This is a genomic window from Streptomyces sp. NPDC005004 (assembly GCF_053600675.1).
Map to the genome: position 1 here is coordinate 14,967 of NZ_JBSGAH010000020.1, position 17,924 is coordinate 32,890.

17 protein-coding genes are annotated in these 17,924 nt (G+C 73.1%); 4 read left to right on the top strand and 13 right to left on the bottom strand.

Annotated features, from left to right (window positions below; translation table 11 throughout):
* Positions 1-28 precede the first annotated feature (28 nt).
* From ACWEEU_RS25010 to ACWEEU_RS25025, 4 genes are all read right to left on the bottom strand, one after another.
* Positions 29-1,174: a glycoside hydrolase family 64 protein gene (locus ACWEEU_RS25010; RefSeq protein WP_385748089.1), complete on the bottom strand. Its 1,146-nt coding sequence runs from the start codon at positions 1,172-1,174 to the stop codon at positions 29-31.
* A gap of 147 nt (positions 1,175-1,321) precedes the next feature.
* A complete protein-coding gene (locus ACWEEU_RS25015) occupies positions 1,322-1,885 on the bottom strand; it encodes a GNAT family N-acetyltransferase (protein WP_385748085.1) in 564 nt (187 codons plus the stop codon).
* Between the two features lie 62 nt (positions 1,886-1,947).
* Positions 1,948-2,703, bottom strand: coding sequence for a dienelactone hydrolase family protein (locus ACWEEU_RS25020; protein ID WP_451735056.1), 756 nt, complete (start codon positions 2,701-2,703; stop codon positions 1,948-1,950).
* A 107-nt stretch (positions 2,704-2,810) separates the two neighbouring features.
* On the bottom strand, positions 2,811-3,431 hold the full coding sequence (locus tag ACWEEU_RS25025; RefSeq protein WP_385748081.1) for an L-threonylcarbamoyladenylate synthase: 621 nt from the start codon (positions 3,429-3,431) through the stop codon (positions 2,811-2,813).
* A 161-nt stretch (positions 3,432-3,592) separates the two neighbouring features.
* Between ACWEEU_RS25025 and ACWEEU_RS25030 the strand changes: the two genes are divergently transcribed.
* The gene (locus ACWEEU_RS25030; protein WP_385748079.1) at positions 3,593-5,095 is read left to right on the top strand and encodes a helix-turn-helix domain-containing protein; all 1,503 of its coding nucleotides are present in this window, start codon (positions 3,593-3,595) and stop codon (positions 5,093-5,095) included.
* A gap of 162 nt (positions 5,096-5,257) precedes the next feature.
* Here ACWEEU_RS25030 and ACWEEU_RS25035 read toward each other — a convergent pair whose 3' ends face one another.
* The 6 genes from ACWEEU_RS25035 to ACWEEU_RS25060 form a co-directional block, all read right to left on the bottom strand.
* Positions 5,258-6,505 (bottom strand): serine hydrolase domain-containing protein, encoded by a 1,248-nt coding sequence (locus ACWEEU_RS25035; protein ID WP_451735058.1) that lies wholly within the window; start codon positions 6,503-6,505, stop codon positions 5,258-5,260.
* Between the two features lie 79 nt (positions 6,506-6,584).
* A complete protein-coding gene (locus ACWEEU_RS25040; RefSeq protein WP_385748075.1) occupies positions 6,585-7,697 on the bottom strand; it encodes a PP2C family protein-serine/threonine phosphatase in 1,113 nt (370 codons plus the stop codon).
* A 341-nt stretch (positions 7,698-8,038) separates the two neighbouring features.
* Positions 8,039-8,929, bottom strand: coding sequence for a Gfo/Idh/MocA family protein (locus ACWEEU_RS25045; RefSeq protein WP_451735060.1), 891 nt, complete (start codon positions 8,927-8,929; stop codon positions 8,039-8,041).
* A 36-nt stretch (positions 8,930-8,965) separates the two neighbouring features.
* Complete coding sequence (gene tgmB / locus ACWEEU_RS25050; RefSeq protein WP_451735062.1) at positions 8,966-9,949, bottom strand: ATP-grasp ribosomal peptide maturase; 984 nt, start codon at positions 9,947-9,949, stop codon at positions 8,966-8,968.
* A 17-nt stretch (positions 9,950-9,966) separates the two neighbouring features.
* A complete protein-coding gene (gene tgmA / locus ACWEEU_RS25055; RefSeq protein ID WP_199586879.1) occupies positions 9,967-10,158 on the bottom strand; it encodes a putative ATP-grasp-modified RiPP in 192 nt (63 codons plus the stop codon).
* A gap of 218 nt (positions 10,159-10,376) precedes the next feature.
* Complete coding sequence (locus ACWEEU_RS25060) at positions 10,377-11,213, bottom strand: fructosamine kinase family protein (protein WP_385751398.1); 837 nt, start codon at positions 11,211-11,213, stop codon at positions 10,377-10,379.
* 326 nt (positions 11,214-11,539) lie between these two features.
* Between ACWEEU_RS25060 and ACWEEU_RS25065 the strand changes: the two genes are divergently transcribed.
* On the top strand, positions 11,540-12,160 hold the full coding sequence (locus ACWEEU_RS25065; RefSeq protein WP_451735064.1) for a hypothetical protein: 621 nt from the start codon (positions 11,540-11,542) through the stop codon (positions 12,158-12,160).
* Positions 12,161-12,328: 168 nt separating this feature from the next.
* Positions 12,329-12,970 (top strand): class F sortase, encoded by a 642-nt coding sequence (locus ACWEEU_RS25070; RefSeq protein ID WP_385751527.1) that lies wholly within the window; start codon positions 12,329-12,331, stop codon positions 12,968-12,970.
* 48 nt (positions 12,971-13,018) lie between these two features.
* Here ACWEEU_RS25070 and ACWEEU_RS25075 read toward each other — a convergent pair whose 3' ends face one another.
* The 3 genes from ACWEEU_RS25075 to ACWEEU_RS25085 form a co-directional block, all read right to left on the bottom strand.
* Positions 13,019-14,206, bottom strand: a complete 1,188-nt coding sequence (locus ACWEEU_RS25075) for a GDSL-type esterase/lipase family protein (RefSeq protein WP_451735066.1) — start codon at positions 14,204-14,206, stop codon at positions 13,019-13,021.
* Positions 14,207-14,267: 61 nt separating this feature from the next.
* Positions 14,268-14,846, bottom strand: coding sequence for a TetR/AcrR family transcriptional regulator (locus ACWEEU_RS25080; protein ID WP_385751523.1), 579 nt, complete (start codon positions 14,844-14,846; stop codon positions 14,268-14,270).
* Positions 14,847-15,005: 159 nt separating this feature from the next.
* Positions 15,006-16,460, bottom strand: coding sequence for a glyceraldehyde-3-phosphate dehydrogenase (locus tag ACWEEU_RS25085; protein ID WP_451735069.1), 1,455 nt, complete (start codon positions 16,458-16,460; stop codon positions 15,006-15,008).
* Positions 16,461-16,679: 219 nt separating this feature from the next.
* Here ACWEEU_RS25085 and ACWEEU_RS25090 point away from each other — a divergent pair, with 219 nt between their 5' ends.
* Positions 16,680-17,900, top strand: coding sequence for a hypothetical protein (locus ACWEEU_RS25090; protein ID WP_385749514.1), 1,221 nt, complete (start codon positions 16,680-16,682; stop codon positions 17,898-17,900).
* Positions 17,901-17,924: the final 24 nt, after the last annotated feature.

The following is a 17,924-nucleotide window of genomic DNA, read 5'->3' on the forward strand; positions in this document are numbered from 1 at the left end:
GGCCGCGTCGTGTGCGGGTCGTGTGCGCTCAGCTCAGCGGGTCGAGCGTGAGGTACGCCGTCTGCGGGTTGCCGTCGTTGACGAGCGACTCGTGGTTGCCGACGTCGTCGAACGCGAACGCGTACGCCTTGCCGTCGGCCATCTGGGAGTGAATGGCCTTGGCGTACTGGTTCGTCACCCCGTCCTGGTAGAAACCGGCGTCCGAGGAGTCCGGCTGGTTGGGGTTGGTGAGCAGGGTGGAGCGGTTGTAACCGGCGCACAGCGTACGGGAGATGGGGCCCCGTACCTGGTCGTTGGGCGCGTCCAGCAGGTTGTGGCAGCCGAAGATGCTGCCCGCGTCCGGCTTCTGGAAGCTGGTCACGACCGCGCCGGAGGAGTTGGTGAAGTTCATGACGTTGCCCGAAACCCGCCCGAAGTACTTGGTACCCGGCTGGTCCGTGAACGGCGTGACGGTCAGGGTCTGCGAGGAGTACTTCTGCCAGACCCGGTTGACGTAGTCGTCCATCACGTTGGAGGGCAGCGCCCCGGTCTCCACGCCGTACAGCGGGGAGAGCGCGCGCAGCACGGTGCCGTCCGAGCGGGTCTGGACCAGACCGGACCAACCGGACTTGCCGCGCAGTGTGTTCAGCACGTTCGTGTAGCCGCCGGACTTGAGGTGGCCCGTGGTGACGGTCGACCCGTCACCACGCTTGACCCCGACCGCGTACGGCGCCGAGAACATGTCGACCTGCGTGCTGTTGAGCCACAGACCGCCGTCGTTGAGCGTGTACTCGGACCAGCTGAACAGGGTGTCGCGGTTGGGGTCCGAGGGGTTCTGCACGGCCGGCTGCACCAGACCGCCGGTGGTGAGCCGGAAGTCGAGCTTCTTGCCGTAGGAGAAGTAGATCCGGCCGGAGAACTTCGGTATCCGGATCGTGGCGGTCTGGCCGGGTCCTGGCCCGGCGATCGAGGCGTCGGGCGCCGGGGTCGGCGGGTTGCCGCCCGCGGGCCAGGCGTGGAAGCCGCCGTTCGCGTCGGCCCAGCCCTGGCGTCCCGAGGACAACTGGGTGCCCAGGTCGTAGATGTAGACCTGGTCACCCCGGCCCGAGTTGTTGGTGATCTGGAGCGGGATCGTGTCCGGCACCGCCGCACTGGCGTGCTGCGGCGCGCCGAACACGACCACCCCGCCGACCATGGCGGCCACAGCCGCCGCGCTCGTCGCGAACCGCGGGATTCTTCGAGTCAACTCTCCACCTCCGTGTGGGGATCGGGGCGGAACGGAAATTGGTCCGTACCTGCATGAGAGCGCTCTCAGAGTGCTGGCGGAACGGGGGACTGTCAATTACTCCGGCCGGACACGTTCCGTGATCATGCCCTCGTCGTCCCACCGAGGCACCGTCAGGCTGCCGTTCTCCCAGTCCCGCCGGAGGATCGCGTACCCGACCGCGTCGTGCACCGAGCCGTCGGCTCCCGGCCACGCGTCCCGGTAGTGCGCCTCCTTGGCATACCCGCACCGGCGGAAGGCGCGCCGCATCGCCGCGTTGTCCTGCCGGGTGGTGCCCTCGATGCGCCGGACGCGCGGGAACTGCTCGAACAGGTGGCGAGTGAGCCAGGTCAGGGCGGCGCCGCCGACACCCTTGCCACGCCAAGGGGACCGGACACGGAGGTCGAACATCGGGGTGTCGTCGGTGAGTTCCGTCAGGCGGACGAGCCCTGCCGTGTCGTCGCCCACCGTGATCCAGAAGGTCCGGTTCTCCTCGCCGTCGAACCCGCCCTCGGCGATCCACCGCCGGACCTCGTCCCGGCCGGGCGTGGCCGAGGCGTGGAACGGCCAGGTGTCGCCGGTGAGGAAGTCCACGAGGGCGTCGGTCTCGGAGCAGGCGAAGCGCCGCAAGGTGAGGTCCATCGCGGCACCCTACGGGGCGTGCGGGGCCGGCCGGTATCGGATGGTCCGTGGCCGGCCCGGTGTCAGAACGTCCGGCGCAGCAGGTCCAGCAGGGCACGCCAGTGGCGTTCGGCGGCCTCCTCGTCGTAGGCCGACGTGTCGGACTGGGTGTAGCCGTGGGTGGCGCCCGGGTAGACCTCGGCGGTGTGGCGGACGCCCGCCCTGGTGAGGGCGTCGTCGAGGCGGTCGATCTGTTCCCGGGGCAGGGAGTGGTCCTGGTCGGCGTGGCCGAAGTACAGCTCCGCGGTGATGTCGTCGGCGCCGAGGTGGGGGCTGTCCGGTTCCTCGGTCGCCAGGTTGCCGCCGTGGAAGCCCGCGCCCGCGGCGACGCGGTCCGGGTGGGTGGCCGCGGTGCGGAGCACCAGGCGGGCGCCCATGCAGTAGCCGACCAGGGCGACCGGACCGTCCGCGACCAGCGGGTCGGTGGCCATCCGGTCCAGGAAGGCGTCCGCGTCGCGCTCCGCCTGCTCCGGCGTCAGGGAGCCGACGAGCGGGCCGAGGCGCTGCCAGATGGACGGATCGGCGCCCGGGTCGATGAACTCGGGCAGCTCCACGACCGGCGCCCGGCCCGAGCGGTAGAACACGTTCGGCACCAGGACCGTGTACCCCTCGGCGGCCAGCCGGTCCGCCATCTCCCGCAGCCGGGGCCGCAGTCCGTAGGCGTCCTGGTAGAACAGGACGCCCGGGTGCGGCCGGCCGTCCGCGGGGTGGACGAGATAGGCGTCGGCGACGCCGTCCTTCGTCGGGATCTCCACGTTCGTGCCCTCGACGGCGGTCATCGCTTGAAGCCTCCTGGCGTCACCGGCGCCCGGCGGGATGCCCCGGCGCCCCTCGCCGCTCATGCTGCCACGCAAGATCCGCGAGGGAGCGCCCGGCCCCCGCCGCCTCACTCGAACAGCGACACGTCCCCCGCGCCCCGGCGCACGATCTCCGGCTCCCCGCCGGAGAAGTCCACCACCGTCGTCGGCTCCGTGCCGCACTCCCCGGAGTCCACCACCACGTCCACCACGTGGTCGAGCCGGTCCTTGATCTCCCAGCCCTGCGTCGGCGGCTCCGCCTCGTCCGGCAGCAGCAGCGTGCTGGACACCAGCGGCTCGCCCAGCTCCGCCAGCAGCGCCTGCGTCACCACATGGTCCGGGATACGCACCCCCACCGTCCGCTTCTTCGGATGCAGCAACTTGCGCGGCACCTCACGCGTCGCCGGCAGGATGAAGGTGTAACTCCCGGGCGTGGCCGCCTTGATCGCGCGGAACACGTCGTTGTCGATCTGCACGAACTGTCCGAGCTGCGCGAAGTCCCGGCACATCAGCGTGAAATGGTGCCGGTCGTCCAGATGGCGGATGGAGCGGATGCGCTCCATGCCGTCCTTGCTGCCCAGTTGGCAGCCCAGCGCGTAACAGGAGTCCGTGGGATACGCGATCAGCGCCCCCGACCGGACCGCGTCGGCGATCTGCGCGACGGCGCGCGGCTGCGGGTTCTCGGGATGCACGTCGTAATACTTCGCCATCCGCCGAGCTTATGCCGTCCCCGCGCTCCGCACGCGCACCCCGCCCGCGCGGGGCCGACCGCGCCGTGTTCTGCGGCACACACAGGCGTCACACGCCCGCGCTTCGGGTAACGTCCACCGACGAAACCCGAGGTCAGCAGCGATATGAGGAGCGAAGCGACGTGGCCGCCCGAGCAGCCGACGGCCCCCGGGAGCCGTACGGCACCGACGCCCCCTGGGCGGAGCAACTGCTCGACCAGCTCCGCCCCGCCGCCCGCGACCCCCGCCGCGTCGTCGCATGGCTCGCCCGGACCGTCCACGCCTCGGTCAGCCTCCAGGACGCGCACGGCACCGTCCTCGCGGGCGACCCCCTGCCGCTCGACGCCGCGCTCGTCGGCCGCGTCGCCCGGGGCGGTCTCTCCTCTGCCGCCCTGGCGGAGAACGGCCGCCACATCCGGCTCACCACGACCACCGGCGCCGCCCTGGCCGTGGCCCGCGCCGAACCCTTCGACCGCCGCGCCGCCGAGATCGTCCACCGCACCGCCACCGTCCTCGCCCTCCTGCTGCGCGAGGCCGAACTCGCCGACGCTGGACACCGGTTGCGCCGCGCCTCCGCCGACCTGCGGCTCGCGATCCTGCAACTGCTCATGGTCGAGGAGGTCGTCTCCGCCCGCCGCGTCGCCGCCGGACTCTGGCCCGGCCTGCTCGAACAGGACACCGCCCGCGTCTACGTCGTCGAGGCGTCCCCCGCCGAACGCGACGCCCTCGCCGAGGGCTGCGCCCGGGCCACCGAGGGCGGCGCGCTCGTCGTGCGCTGCCCCGCCATGGACGGCCACGTCATCGTCGTCAGCCCCGCGCCCGCCGCCGGGCAGCGGCTGCGCGCCCTCCTCGGCGACCGCCCCGGCGTCTACCTCGGCGGCAGCACCCGCCAGCGCCTCGCCCGCACCGCCACCGCCTACGGACAGGCCGTCAGCGCCCTCGCCGTCGCCCGCCACCGGCCCGACCGCAGCGCCGTCTACGCCGAACGCACCCACCCCGAGCGGCTGTTGGACCCCGCCGCTCTGCGCGCGTGGTCCGCCGCCCTGCTCCGCCCCCTCGACACCCTGCCCCACCACATCCGCGCCGAACTCCTCGCCACCACCCGGCTCGGCCTCGACTTCACCGCCGTCAACGCGGCCAAGGTGCTCGGCGTCAGCCGCAACACCGTCCGCGCCCGCATGGACCGCGTCGCCGCCCTGCTCGGCACCGACCTGACCGACCTCACCGCACGCGCCGCCGTACGTCTCGCCCTCGTCACCGAGGCCGCGCACGGCCCGTACGACCCCGCCGCCCGGCTTCGCACGCCCGCCGGACTGGGCGGACTGCTCGGCTCGCCCGCGCTGCGCGAGTGGGCCCACACCCTGCTCGGCCGCCTCGACGACGACGGCCGGGACCTGCGCGGCACCCTGCGCGCCTGGATCGCCGCCGGGGCCAACGCCGAACGCGCCGCCCGCGAACGGGGCGTCCACCCGCAGACCGTGCGCGAGCACGTACGGGCCGCCGAACCCGTCCTGGAACGGCAGTTGCTGGCCGGCGGCACCGATCTGTACGAGGTGGTCCTCGCCCATCTGGCCTGCGGCGACCTCCGCCCGCCGCCGCACGACGGTTCGAACGGGGACCAAGCGGACGCGCCTGTGCACGAGTGAGTGGTCCCCGACCCGGACCGGGCACGGACGCGATGGCCACCGCCGCGCGCCGCGCGTAGATTCGACGGTCGGCGGGGCACGACCGGAGCGGGGGACCGGTCGGGGCCCCGCCGGCCTGCTTCCGGCTACGGCGGCTCCCCGCTCCGGCTCAGCGCTCCCGGCTCAGCGCGCCGCGGGTTGCGCGGGGAGGTCGAAGACGTGCCCCGGGGAGATGATCCGCGTGATCGCCTGGCCGAACAGCGTGCTCGGCTCCTGACCGTCGTGGTCGATGTCGGTGTTCAGCAGCACCACCAGCGTCGTCCGCGCCGACGGCAGATAGACGGTGAGCGACTCGTACCCCGGCAGCGAGCCGTTGTGACCGATCCAGCCGCGCACGTCGAAGATGCCGAGCCCGTACCCCGCCCCCGGCACGCCCGTCGGCGGGGTCACCAGCCGCTGGCGCTGCGTGGAGGCGTCGAGCATCCGTCTGCCGTCGGGGAGTACACCGGTCGCCACCGTGGGCGCCCACACCCGCAGATCGTCCAGCGTGGAGACCATCGCGCCCGCCGCCCAGCCCCAGGACGGGTTCCAGCCCGCCGTCTCCTGGACCTTCCCGTCGGCCGTCTGGTTCGTGTACCCCTGCGGATGCGGCTTCGGGAACTCCGCGCCGGACGGGAACGACGTCCGCTTCATCCCGGCAGGGTCCAGGACGTTCTCCCGGATGTAGTCCCCGAGCTGCCGGCCGCTTCGCTGCTCCACGACCAGGCCGAGCAGGATCAGATTGGTGTTGGAGTAGTCGAACTTCTGCCCCGGCTCGAAGAGCGGCGGGTGCTTGAAGGCGTAGTCCAGCAGCTCGCGCGGGGTGAAGGAGCGCTGCGGATCGGAGGTCAGCGCCTTGAAGAACTCCGGGTCGTCCGAGTAGTTGTACAGGCCGCTGCGCATCCCGGCCAGTTGCCGCAAGGTGATCCGGTCGCCGTCGGGGACACCGCCGATGTACTTCGCGATCGGGTCGTCCAGCGAGACCTTGCCCTGGTCCACGAGCTGGAGCAGCGCGGTCACCGTGAACGTCTTGGTCTCGCTGCCGATCCGGGTGTACAGGTCCGGGGCCATCCGGCGCCCGTCGCTCTTGTCGGCCACCCCGAAGGAGCGGACGTAACTGCCCTCGTCCGGCGTCCAGATGCCGACCGTCACCCCCGGAACCCGCGCCTCGTCCATCACCTTGCGCACGGCATCGTCCAGTTGGTCCGCCACCTCGGGCGTCAGCTCGCGCACCCCACTGCCGGCGCTGTCCGACGGGGAGGGGCTGGGCGCGGCGGCCGGTGCGAACAGCGGGGCGGCTCCCGCCGGAGCGGCGGTGAGCGGCAGGGCGAGCGCCACGGCGGCCAGAGCGGCGGTCACCCCCCGGCGCGTACGTACGGGCGAACGGGGCATGGGCTGCCTCCAAGCACCTGGGACACGACCGTGCGGTGGGCGAGACGTCGACGACCCGGAAGTCCCAGCATAGGAGCGCTCAGCGGGCCCCGCCCGTCGGCACCGGGGCCAGCGCCAGCACCGTGGCGTCGTCGCGGACCTCGTACCCGAGCCGCCGTACGTCCGTCCACAGCGCGCTCGGCAGCTCGGGCGCGCCGTGCCAGGAGAGCGCGGCCAGCCGCTCGGGCACCGGATAGAAGGCGCCGTCGGCGTTGCGCGCCTCCCACAGCCCGTCGGAGGCGAGCAGCAGCCGGTCGCCCGGCCGGAGGTCCACCGTCACCTCCTTCGGCGGATCGACCCCGACCAGGCCGATGCCCAGCGGCGGCCCCGGTGTCACGGTCGTCTCCCAGGCGCGGCCGGCGCGCAGCAGCACCGGGGGCGGATGACCGCACGCCACCACCCGCACCGACCGCATGTCGGCGGAGAACTCCAGCAGCACGGCCGTCGCGAACAGCTCCGCGTGCCGCACCCCGGCCGAGTCCACCGTCAGCCTGCGGTCCATCCGCGCGGCCACCGCCTCCAGGTCCGGCTGGTCCAGCGTCGCCTCGCGGAACGCCCCGAGCAGCGCGACCACCGTGGCCACCGCCTCGAGCCCGTGCCCCCGTACGTCCCCCATCACCGCGCGCACCCCGTACGGTCCGTCGCGCACGTCGTAGAAGTCCCCGCCGACCAGCGTCCCGCCCTGCGCGGCCCGCGAGAACCCCGCGCACGCCACGGCGCCGACGCGCTCCGGCAGCTCGGGGAGCACGGCCCGCTGCACCGCCTCGCCGATCGCGCGCTCGGTGCCGAGCTGCGCGTCCCGGTGGCTGCGCACATAGGAGACGAACACGCTCAGCACGGCGACGAACACGATGGTGAGCAGATCGGTGTCACCCGGCCGGTTCAGATGGGTCACCGGCAGCAGCAGCGCCACCACCACCAGCACACCCAGCAGGGCGGTCGCCAGCGGCCCGTACGACAGCACCGCGAGCGGCGGGATCGCCCCGAGCATGAAACCCAGGTCGCCCGCGTGCGGGGTCACGAACGTCGCCAGGGACACGGCCACCAGAAGCAGCACCGGAAGCACCCGCACCCAGCTCGGCGGCGGCGCACCCCGCAGCCAGCCGCGACGTTCCCGGCTCCGGCGCCCTGACCGGCCGCGCAACGATCTCACACGGCCACGCTACGCCGGGGCGGCCACCGGGGCCTTTTCCGGACACCCGGCCGGGGCAGGCGCCCCCCGACCGGCCCCGGCGGGAACCGTCCGCCCGGGCCCGCGGGCCCGGCCGACTCCGCCCCGGTCGATCCCGCCCGCCCGTCGCCCAGGGGGAGACGCCGACCAGGGCCTGTCTGACACTTCTCGTCTGCCGCGCGACGCCGTGCACGCATTCTCGCCGTGCCGGCCCCAGACCCCGGTACGTCCAAGTACGGGGGCCTGGGGCCGACACGCCGAGAGCACGCACCTGACGCCGCGCGGCCGCCCTCCGGGCGACGACGGGAATGGTCAGACAGACCCTAGCCCGCCGGCGCGGCCGTCAGCCGGGTCTGCGCCGCCGACAGGATCTCGGTGATCCGCAGACCGAACGCCGCGTCGCAGGGATGCGGACGGCCCGTGCGGGCGGCGTCCCGGAGCGCGTCGACGGCCCGGACGAGCGCGGGCACCGCGCCCTCCGAACTGCGGGGGAGGAGGGACACGCCCGCCTCGCCGCGCAGCTCCACGTCGGCGCCCGCCGCGGCGGGGGGTGCCGTCAGGCTCAGGGTCAGCGTGCTGGACGCGCCCGTCGCGTGGTCGAGCACCAGATGAACGGTGTCCGCGGGGCCGTGCACCGCCGACAGGACCTCGCGCACGTCACCGAGGACCGGCAGCAGCACCGACAGCGCGTGCGGGCCCACGTCCCACAACGCCCCCTTCTCACGCCGCCACGCCGAGGCCGCGAACGGGCTGCCGGTCGTGAACACCGCGCCCAGCCACTGCGCCCGCGCCGTGAACCAGCCCGACTCGGCCGCCTGTTCGTCGATCCACGCCTCCGGCTCCTTCTGGAAGCGGGTGGTCAGGAACACCACCGAGGCGACCCCGGCCCGCTCCACCGCCCCCACCACCTCGCGCGCCTCGGCGACGTCCACCGCCAGCGGCTTGTCCAGGAGCAGATGGCAGCCCGCACGGGCCGCGCGCACCGCGAGCCCGGCCTGCACCGACGGCGGCAGGGCCAGCGCCACCGCGTCCACGTCGGCCAGCAGGGCGTCCACGTCCTCGTACACCGGGACGTCGTACTCCCCGGCCAGCTCGGCGGCCGCCTGCGGGCGGCGCCCCCACACCCCGGCGAAGTCCACGGCCGTGTGGGCCGCGAGTGCGGGGGCGTGCGCCGCCCGCGCCCAGGGGCCCGTCCCCAGCAGTCCGATGCGCATGTCGGGTTCCTCTCCGTCGAGCCGGTCCTCACGGCGTCAGGGCGCCATGTCCCTCTCGCCCCTCAGATACGTCCGCCCCGGCTCTCCGTCTCCGGCCAGCCAGCGCGCGATGGTCCGGGCGATCGGCTGACCGGTCTCCAGCTCGACGAAACCGAACTGGCCCGACTGATTGCACTCCAGGAACCACCACACCCCGTCCGCGTCCTCCGCGAAGTCGAAGGCGCCGTAGGCCAGTTCCGCCTCGCGCAGATAGCGGTGCACGGACTCGGCCACCCGCGCCGGCACCTCGGCGGGAAGCCAGGGTGAGACGGAGGGAGCGAACCGTACGTCCACGTCGTCGGGGTGGGCGTCCGGGTCGGCCGGCTTGCGGGCCGCGAGCAGCCGGTTCCCGACGGCCGTCAGCCGGATGTCGGCCCGCTTGGCGACACGCTGCTGGAGCAGGGTCGGGCCGTAGGCGACGGCCGTGAAGTCGGTGTCCGGCGCGACCCTGCTGGTCGGCACCGCACGCGGCGGCTCCTGCGGATGCGCCCCGGAGACCGGCTTGACCACCAGGTCCGGGTGGCGGTCCGCGAACTCCCGCGCCGCCTCGGGGAGCGTGGTGATGAGCGTGGCGGGCACGGCGAACCCGCTGCGCCGGGCCACGTGCAACTGCCAGGGCTTGTACCGGGCGCGCCGGGCCGCGTCCGGATGGTTCATCCAGCGTGCCCCGGCGCACCGCAGCATCCCGTACAGCGCCTGGGTGGACTCCTCCGTCAGCCAGTCGGACGGCCGGGCGGCGCGGGCGGCCGCCCGCCCGGGGCGGCGCACCCACACCGAGCGCAGCGCGCCGACACGCACCAGACGGCCACCGACGGACAGCTGCCCGTCGGTGGAACCGCCCGTCAACTCGCCCGACAACGCCACCCCGTTGGTGAGATCGGCGGGATCCAGCCGGACGACGGGCACGCCCGTCTCGCCCAGGTGGAGGACCACCATGTCCGCCGTCACGTCCTCGTCACTGGTGAGGATGAGCACGGTCATCGTCCGGGGCCCGCGCTTCAGTCGTCGAAGTGGGTCTTGGAACCCGCCGTGGAGGTGGTGGTCCCCAGGGCGTGCAGCGTGGCGTGGTCGGTGGCGGCGATCCTTCCGTCCGGGAGGACGTTCAACTGGAGCCCCGAGTCATACGCGTACGGGGCGGGGACATCCAACTGCACAGCGGGTCGTGCGTAGTTGAGCGTGAACGGTTGCATGGTCGTCCTCCCTGATTCGTTCTTTCACGTCCTTATACGAATCGAACGATTGGTTGGTTTCCTCACACTCCGTGACCGGCGTCCGGAGGCGGTGCGGGCAGCGCCCTTCGGCGTCAGCCGGAAAGACGCCGGGGGCGGGGAAGTGGCTGCGTCAAATCGTCGCGGGTTCGGCGGAGTTCGGATGCCCGCGCGGCGACTCGCCAAGCCTGGGAGCCGGTTCAGCCGGTCAGGGCCGTACGGGCCGCCGTCAGAGCCTGATCGGCGTAGGAGCGGCCGAACAGCACCGCGTGCACGAGCAGCGGGAAGAGCTGATGTATGCCGACCCGGTCGCGCCAGCCTGCGGCGAGCGGGGCCGTCCCCTCGTACCCGGCGAGCACCCGGTCCCACTCGGGACAGCCGAACAGCGTCAGCATCGCGAGGTCGGTCTCCCGGTGCCCGCCGTGCGCGGCCGGGTCGATGAGACGGACGTCACCGTCCGCGCCCCAGAGCACATTGCCCTGCCACAGGTCGCCGTGCAGCCGCGCGGGCGGCTCGGCCGGCCCCGCCAGTTCGGGCAGCCGCTCGCACACCGTCTCGACCACGGACGCCTCGCCCGGCCGGATCGTGCCCGCGTCCACCGCCGCGCGCAGATACGGCAGCACCCGGTGCTCGGCGTACCAGTGCGGCCAGTTCTCGCCGGGGACGTTGCGCATGGGCGCCCGGCCGATGAACGCCTCCTCGGGACCGTCCGGCGGCGCCGCGCCGAACGCGGGCGCGCCGGCCGCGTGCAGCTCCGCCAGCGCCTGGCCGAAACGCAGCGCGGCTCCGGCGTCGGGACGCCCGGTCGGCACGTGCTCGGTGACCAGCCACCGCTCGTCGGCGCCGAGCACCTCGGGCACCCGCACCGCCCCGGCCGCGCCGAGCCAGCGCAGCCCGGCCGCCTCGGCGCGCACCGCGCCCGGGGCGTCGCCGCGCTTGACCATCACCGCCGTACCGTCCTCGAGCATCACCACCGCGGGCGACCCGGACGGAGCCCGGCCGTTCGCGGGACGGCGCCCGGTGAGCCGGGACGCCACCGCCCCTGGAGCCTCGCCTCGCTCGATCACGCCCACAGGGTACGACCCGTCAGAGGTGCCACATGGGCGGAACTTCGCGCTTTACTACGACGAAAATCGGCCAAAGTCGTGTCGTCGCGGCGAGACCCTCCGCCTCCGGCGTGATCACCGTTGACCCGTCCGGGGGCGCTCGCGGCGTGTCGCTGGGACAGACGGGTGGAGAGGTGACCCGGCTGGGCGGCCTGGATCGCGCGCCGGGGCGGGCTGATCGACGGTTGTCGTGTCGGGGCCGGGTCCTGACAGCCGATGAGGTATCCGCTGCCCGGCCACGGCGGAAGGACACCGATATGCGTTCTGCCCGCATTCTTCTCGCCACGGCGGCCGCATCCGCCGCCCTCGCCCTCTCCGCTCCCGGAGCCGCGTTCGCCGGGGACGACGGTGGCCGGGACGGCTCCTCGTACAACAAGCAGGACAGCGGCTCCGGCAGTGACCACGGCAAGGGGTCCGGCAGGGGCTCAGGCGACGACCAGGACAGGGGCTCCGGCAAGGGTTCCGGCAGCTCGGGCGGCGGCTACGGCGACGACGGCGGCTACGACGAGCCGCGCGGCGGTATGCACACGGGCGGCGGTGCCCTCGCCTCCGTCCTCAGCAGCGGCAGCTCCAGCGGTAGCGGCAGCGGCGGCGACTGGAGCTCCAGTGGCAGTGGCAGTGGCAGCGGGAGCGGCGACAGCCGCTTCGACCCGGAGACCTACAAGGACAAGGGGGACAACGGCAAGAGCGACTCCGGCTCCGGCAAGGGAGACGGAGGCAAGGGAGGCAACGACGACGAGCCGCGCGGTGGAATGCACACCGGTGGCGGTGGCCTCGCCGACGACTCCGGGATGTCGTCGGGCGGCCTGGCGGTGCTCGTCGCGGGCGCGGCCGGGGCGTACGCGCTGCGGCGCCGGAAGGTCGCCCGTTCTGCCTGACCGGCCCGCCTTCCCCGCCCCTGTCGTCGGACTCCCCGCGTCCGCCCGCCGCGGACGACGGGAGTCCGGCGACAGGGACAGGGGCCACGGCCGCCGGAACCCACCCGGTCCGGCGGCCGGCGCCCCGGCCTTGAACCGCGCTGCCGTGACCGAGTGAGGTGGTGTTTGATGGCAGCAGATCCCTCCGCGCACCGCGCCGACGAACAGGGCGCCCGCGGGGGCCGCCTGACGTTGTGGAGCGTGGCGATCGTCGTCCTCGTGCTCAGCGTGCTCGGCGGCCACCACGGCACCGGCACCGTCCCGGGCGCTGCTCGCGCCGCCGGTACGGCGGCCGCCACGGGCCCGGCGGGCCCCGAGCTGCCCCGGTCCGCTCCGACCCGGCTGATCATCCCGAAGATCGGGGTGGACGCCCCCTTCACCGCCCTGGTCCTCGGCTCCGGCGGCCGTCTGGAGCCCCCGCCCGCCGACAACACCAACCTGGTCGGCTGGTACAGCAAGGGCGTCTCGCCCGGCGAGAAGGGGACCTCGGTCATCGCCGGACACGTGGACACCAAGACCTCCGCCGCCGTCTTCGCCGGTCTCCAGGCACTGCTCCCCGGCGACCGGTTCACCGTCGAGCGGGCCGACGGTCGCTCCGCGGAGTTCGTCGTGGACAGCGCCGAGACCTTCGAGAAGGACGCCTTCCCCAGCGACCGCGTGTACGACGACGCCTCCCGCCCCGAGGCGCGCCTGATCACCTGCGCGGGCCCCTACGACCACTCGGCCAAGGACTACACGGAGAACCTGGTGGTCTTCGCGCATCTGGTGTGACGCTCGGCGGGCGCGGGCGCGGGCGTGTTCGGCGGTTGCCGACCGCGCTCAGCGGGCCCGCGCCGCCAGCGGGCCGCCCGGGGCGAAGGCCAGTGAGGCGAACCGCTCCCCGATGCGCCGGTGGGTCGCGCCGTCCGGGTGCAGTCCGTCGGGCAGCGGCAACTCCGCGAAGTCGGCCCCGCCGTACAGCTCGCGCCCGTCGAGAAGGTGCAGGTTCCCGTCCTCGGCGGCACGTCGACGCACGATGCGGGCGAGCTCCTCGCGGATCACGTTCAGCGTCAGCTTTCCCTGCTCCCGCTCCGCCGGATCACCGACCGCCCGGAAGGCGAGGCGTCCCTCGCTCAGCGCGGTGAAGTCGGGCAGTGTCGGTCCCGGTGTGTCCTCGTGCATCGGGCACAGGATCGGCGAGACCACGAGCAGCGGTGTGTCGGGGTGGCCCTCGCGGATCGTGTCGAGGAAGCCGTGCACGGCGGGCCCGAAGGCGCGCAGCCGCATCAGGTCGGTGTTGACCAGGTTGATGCCCAGCTTGACGCTGATCACGTCCGCGGGCGTGTCCCGCAACGCGCGGGCGGTGAACGGGTCGAGGAGCGCGCTGCCGCCGAGACCGAGGTTGATCAGCTCCACCCCGCCGAGCGCGGCGGCGACGGCCGGCCAGGTGCCGGTCGGGGACGCGGCGTCCGAGCCGTGACTGATCGAGCTGCCGTGGTGCAGCCACACCGGGCGCTCCCGCTCCCGTACGGCCGTGACGGGCGCGTCGGCGCGCAGCGCGACCAGCTCGGTCGTCTCGTTGTGCGGCAGCCAGATCTCCACGACCTTGTCCTCGGGGGACAGTCCGGTGAAGCGCGCGGTGCCCACCGGTCCGGGACGCTGTTCGGCGGTACCGGCCGCCATGTCGATCAGCAGGGTGTTCCCGCCCGGGACGGAGGCACTGCCCGCCAAACGGCCGTCCACCAGCAGGTCGTAGACGCCCTCGGGTCGCGGCGGCGCGCCGACGTAGACCCGCTTGGTGGGCACGGTGTCCAGCTCGACGGTGGTGGCGCGGGTGCGGAACACCAGCCGTACGCCCGCCGGTTGGGATTCCACCATGTGCAACTGGGGGTCGGCGCACTGGGCGCGGGCCCGCGCGGGCAGCCGGTGGGGGAGCAGCCCCCGCTCGGTGCGCTCCAGTTCGAGGGCGCCGCGCACGAGGTCGTCGGTGAGGGGCGTGGTGGTCAGGTCGTCGGAGACGGTGGTCATCGGCACTGCCTGTCGGATAGGGAAGGAGGGTCTGCGGGTCGGGAAGCGCGCGGGGGCGCGATCAAGTCGCTCGGGTGGACGGCCAGTTGCGCAGCAGTGCGTCCAGCGCGTCCAGGCTGCGGTCCCAGGACTCCTGCGAGCCGGGGGAGCTGTGGTCGAACGCGCCCGCCGACTCCAGTCCGACCCAGCCGCTGAACACGCTGCCCAACAGCCTTACCGCATGAGTCTGTTCGGGCTCGGGGAGGTCGTAGCCGCGCAGGATGGCCCGGGTCATCCGCGCGTGCCGTCCGCCCGCGCTCGCTGCGGCGTCCTCCGGGTCGAGCCGGTACGAGGCCGCGGCGAAGCGGCCGGGGTGCGCGCGGGCGTAGTCGCGGTAGGCGTTGGCGAAGCCGGTCAGGGCGTCCTTGCCGGCCCTGCCCGCGAGCGCCTCGGAGGCACGGTCGGCCAGCTCCTCCAGCGCGAGCAGGGCGATCCGGGTCCGCAGGTCGTGGTTGCCCCGCAGGTGCGAGTACAGGCTCGCCACCTTCACGTCGAACCGCCGGGCCAGCGCCGACACCGTGACCTGGTCGAACCCGGCCTCGTCGGCCAGCTCCGCCCCGGCCCGGACCAGCCGCTCCGTGCTCAGACCCGCACGCGCCATGGGACACCTCCTGGGAAGACAGGACGATTATGCGGGTGCCTAATCTTATTAGGCAAATGCGTATGAATGTTAGCCGCGGAAACGGCACGACGGCCGCCGACCGGGGCTTCCGGTCGGCGGCCGTCGCAGGGGATCGCCGGTGTGGGCGCGGTCGGAGTGTCAGACCGTGGTTGCCGGGAACGTCGGGTACTCCACGCCCGACACGTGCTGGACGATCCGGACCACCTGGCAGGAGTAGCCGAACTCGTTGTCGTACCAGAGGTACAGGATCGCGTTGTCCCCGTCGACCTTGAGGGCGCCGCCGTCGACGATCGAGGCGTGCCGCGAGCCGATGAAGTCGCTGGAGACGGCGTCGGGCGCCGTGGTGAAGTCGATCTGCCGCTTGAGCGGGGAGGTCAGCGACACCTCCCGCAGGTAGTCGTGCACCTCGTCGCGGGTGGTCTCGCGGCCGAGCCGGAGGTTCAGGATCGCGATCGAGACGTCCGGCACCGGCACGCGGATGGAGCTGCCGGTGATCGGCGCCTTCAGGTCCGGCAGCGCCTTCGACACGGCGGACGCGGCACCGGTCTCGGTGATCACCATGTTGAGCGGCGCGGACCGGCCCCGGCGCTCGGCCTTGTGGTAGTTGTCCAGCAGATTCTGGTCGTTGGTGAAGGAGTGGACCGTCTCCACGTGGCCGCGCAGCACACCGAACTCGTCGTCCATCGCCTTCAGCGGGGGCACGATGGCGTTGGTGGTGCAGGACGCGCAGGACAGGATCCGCTCGTCCGGCTTGATCGTGTCGTGGTTCACGCCGTGCACGATGTTCGGCACGTCGCCCTTGCCGGGCGCGGTCAGCACGACCTTGTCGATGCCGGGCCGCAGATGCTTCGACAGCCCCTCGCGGTCCCGCCAGTTGCCGGTGTTGTCGATGAGGATGGCGTCCCGGATGCCGTACTCGGTGTAGTCCACGACCGACGGGTCGTCCGCGTAGATCACCTGGATCGTGTTGCCGTTGGCCACGATCGTGCCCGCGTCCTCGTCCACCGTGATGGTGCCCTGGAACTGGCCGTGGATCGAGTCGCGGCGCAGCAGCGAGGCGCGCTTGACCAGGTCGCCGCCCGCCCGGGCGCCGCCGCCGCGCACGACGACCGCGCGCAGCCGCAGGCCGTTGCCCGACCCGGCCTTCTCGATCAGCAGCCGGGCGACGAGCCGGCCGATGCGGCCGAAGCCGTAGAGCACCACGTCACGCGGCTCGCGGCGCTCGATCCTGTCGTCGCCGGTGGCTCCGGCGACCGCCTCGGCGGTGAACTCCGCCACGCTCAGTCCCCGGTCGTCCGCCTGGTACAGCGCGGCGAGCATCCCGAGGTCGATCTGGGAGGGCCCGAGGTCGAGCCCAGCCAGTGTCTGGAGGAACGGCATGGTCTCGGTGACCGACAGCTCCGCGCCCGCGATCTGGCGGGCGAAACGGTGCGTCTTGAGGATGCTGACCACCGACTTGTTCACCAGGGAGCGGCTGTGCAGCAGAACGGTCACGTCCCGCTCGCGGTGCAGCTTCCCGATGATCGGGATCATCGACTCCGCGATCTCCTCGCGGTTCTTCCAGTTCGTGAACGAGTCGTCGTTGACAGTCACAGATCTATCTTTCGAGCTAGGCGGCGCTCATATGGTGAACACACCCTACTTCTACCTGTTCACGGCGCTGCCGGGGGGTGCCTCCGAACACCCGCGACCCATTCGGCATCCGGCGAAACGTCCCTGAACCAGGGTGATCGTTCCTGAATCAGAGTGGAAGACGGGGCGACACCCGAGCCGCGCGTTGCACCGCCCCCACCCCGTGTCCAAGGTCGGAACGTGATCACGTCCTCCGTGCCGCGACCCGAACCGGTCGCCCCCCTCCGTCCCCCGCGCACCCGCCCCCTGCGCGCCCGCGCCCTGCCCGGCGCCGTCCGCGCCCGGATGCCGGACGGCGCCCTCACCGCCCTCGCGCTGTTCGCGGGCGTCCGGCTGGCCGGGATCGCCGCCGTGGTCACCGGCAACCTCCTCGCCGGGCGCCCCCTGGTCCGCGACCTCGCCCACGCCTGGGACGCCCGCTGGTATCTGCACATCGCCGGGCACGGATACGGGCGTCTCGTCTGGATCACCCCGACCGGCGGCGTCCAGACCGACTGGGCCTTCTTCCCGCTCTACCCCGCGCTGATCAGGGCCCTCACCCAGGTGTTCCCGCTCGCACCCGGCGCCGCCGCCCTGCTGATCTCCTGGACCGCCGCCCTCGTCGCGGCCTACGGCGTCTACCTCGTCGGCCATCTGCTGCACGGCCGCACCGTCGCCACCGCCCTGGTCGGGCTGTGGGCCGTCCTGCCGCACGCCGTCGAGCTGACCGTCGCCTACACCGAGTCCCTCTTCGCCGCGCTCGCCGCCTTCTCCCTGTACTGCGTACTGCGCCGCCGCTGGCTGTGGGCGGGCACACTCGCCCTGCTCGCCGGGCTCGCCCGACCCACCGGCTTCGCCGTGGCCGTCGCCGTCTGCGTCGCCGCCGCGCACGAGGCGTGGCACCGGCACGGCCGGGTACCGCCCGCACTCTGGGCCGGCGCCCTGCTCTCCCCGCTGGGCTGGCTCGGCTACGTCCTCTGGGTCGGCCTGCGCATCGGCGACGTGCCGGGGGGCTACTTCACCGTCCAGAGCGCCTGGGGCTCCCGCTTCGACCTCGGCGCGGGCGCCGTCCGCTTCCTCGGCGCCCTCATCGCCCACGGCGGCAAGTTCGTCTACCCGGTGGCCCTGCTCGTCGTCGTCATCTCGCTCGTCCTGTTCGGACTGCTCTGCCTGGACCGTGCCCCGCTGGTCCTCGTGGTCTTCAGCGGTGTCCTCGTGCTGCTGGTGATCTGCGGCTCCGGCTCCTTCTCCTCCAAGCCGCGCTTCCTGCTGCCGGACTTCCCGTTGCTCATCCCGCCCGCCCGGGCACTGGCCCGCGCCTGGGGACCCCGCCGCCACCAGGTCCTGCTGATCGGCGGCGCCCTGGCCGCCGTCTCCCTGGTCTACGGCGCCTACGTCATGCTGGCCCACGCCCCGCTGTGACCCGAACGGCCGCCAGGGCTGTGC

Excerpts from the sequence above, each read along its gene's own strand:
- ACWEEU_RS25035 (WP_451735058.1), bottom strand. The coding sequence starts at position 6,505 with ATGCCCCGTTCGCCCGTACGTACGCGCCGGGGGGTGACCGCCGCTCTG.
- ACWEEU_RS25025 (WP_385748081.1), bottom strand. The coding sequence starts at position 3,431 with ATGGCGAAGTATTACGACGTGCATCCCGAGAACCCGCAGCCGCGCGCC.
- ACWEEU_RS25020 (WP_451735056.1), bottom strand. The coding sequence starts at position 2,703 with ATGACCGCCGTCGAGGGCACGAACGTGGAGATCCCGACGAAGGACGGC.
- ACWEEU_RS25045 (WP_451735060.1), bottom strand. The coding sequence starts at position 8,929 with ATGCGCATCGGACTGCTGGGGACGGGCCCCTGGGCGCGGGCGGCGCAC.
- tgmA (WP_199586879.1), bottom strand. The coding sequence starts at position 10,158 with ATGCAACCGTTCACGCTCAACTACGCACGACCCGCTGTGCAGTTGGAT.
- ACWEEU_RS25075 (WP_451735066.1), bottom strand. The coding sequence starts at position 14,206 with ATGACCACCGTCTCCGACGACCTGACCACCACGCCCCTCACCGACGAC.
- ACWEEU_RS25070 (WP_385751527.1), top strand. The coding sequence starts at position 12,329 with ATGGCAGCAGATCCCTCCGCGCACCGCGCCGACGAACAGGGCGCCCGC.
- ACWEEU_RS25065 (WP_451735064.1), top strand. The coding sequence starts at position 11,540 with ATGCGTTCTGCCCGCATTCTTCTCGCCACGGCGGCCGCATCCGCCGCC.
- ACWEEU_RS25015 (WP_385748085.1), bottom strand. The coding sequence starts at position 1,885 with ATGGACCTCACCTTGCGGCGCTTCGCCTGCTCCGAGACCGACGCCCTC.
- tgmB (WP_451735062.1), bottom strand. The coding sequence starts at position 9,949 with ATGACCGTGCTCATCCTCACCAGTGACGAGGACGTGACGGCGGACATG.
- ACWEEU_RS25010 (WP_385748089.1), bottom strand. The coding sequence starts at position 1,174 with ATGGTCGGCGGGGTGGTCGTGTTCGGCGCGCCGCAGCACGCCAGTGCG.
- ACWEEU_RS25080 (WP_385751523.1), bottom strand. The coding sequence starts at position 14,846 with ATGGCGCGTGCGGGTCTGAGCACGGAGCGGCTGGTCCGGGCCGGGGCG.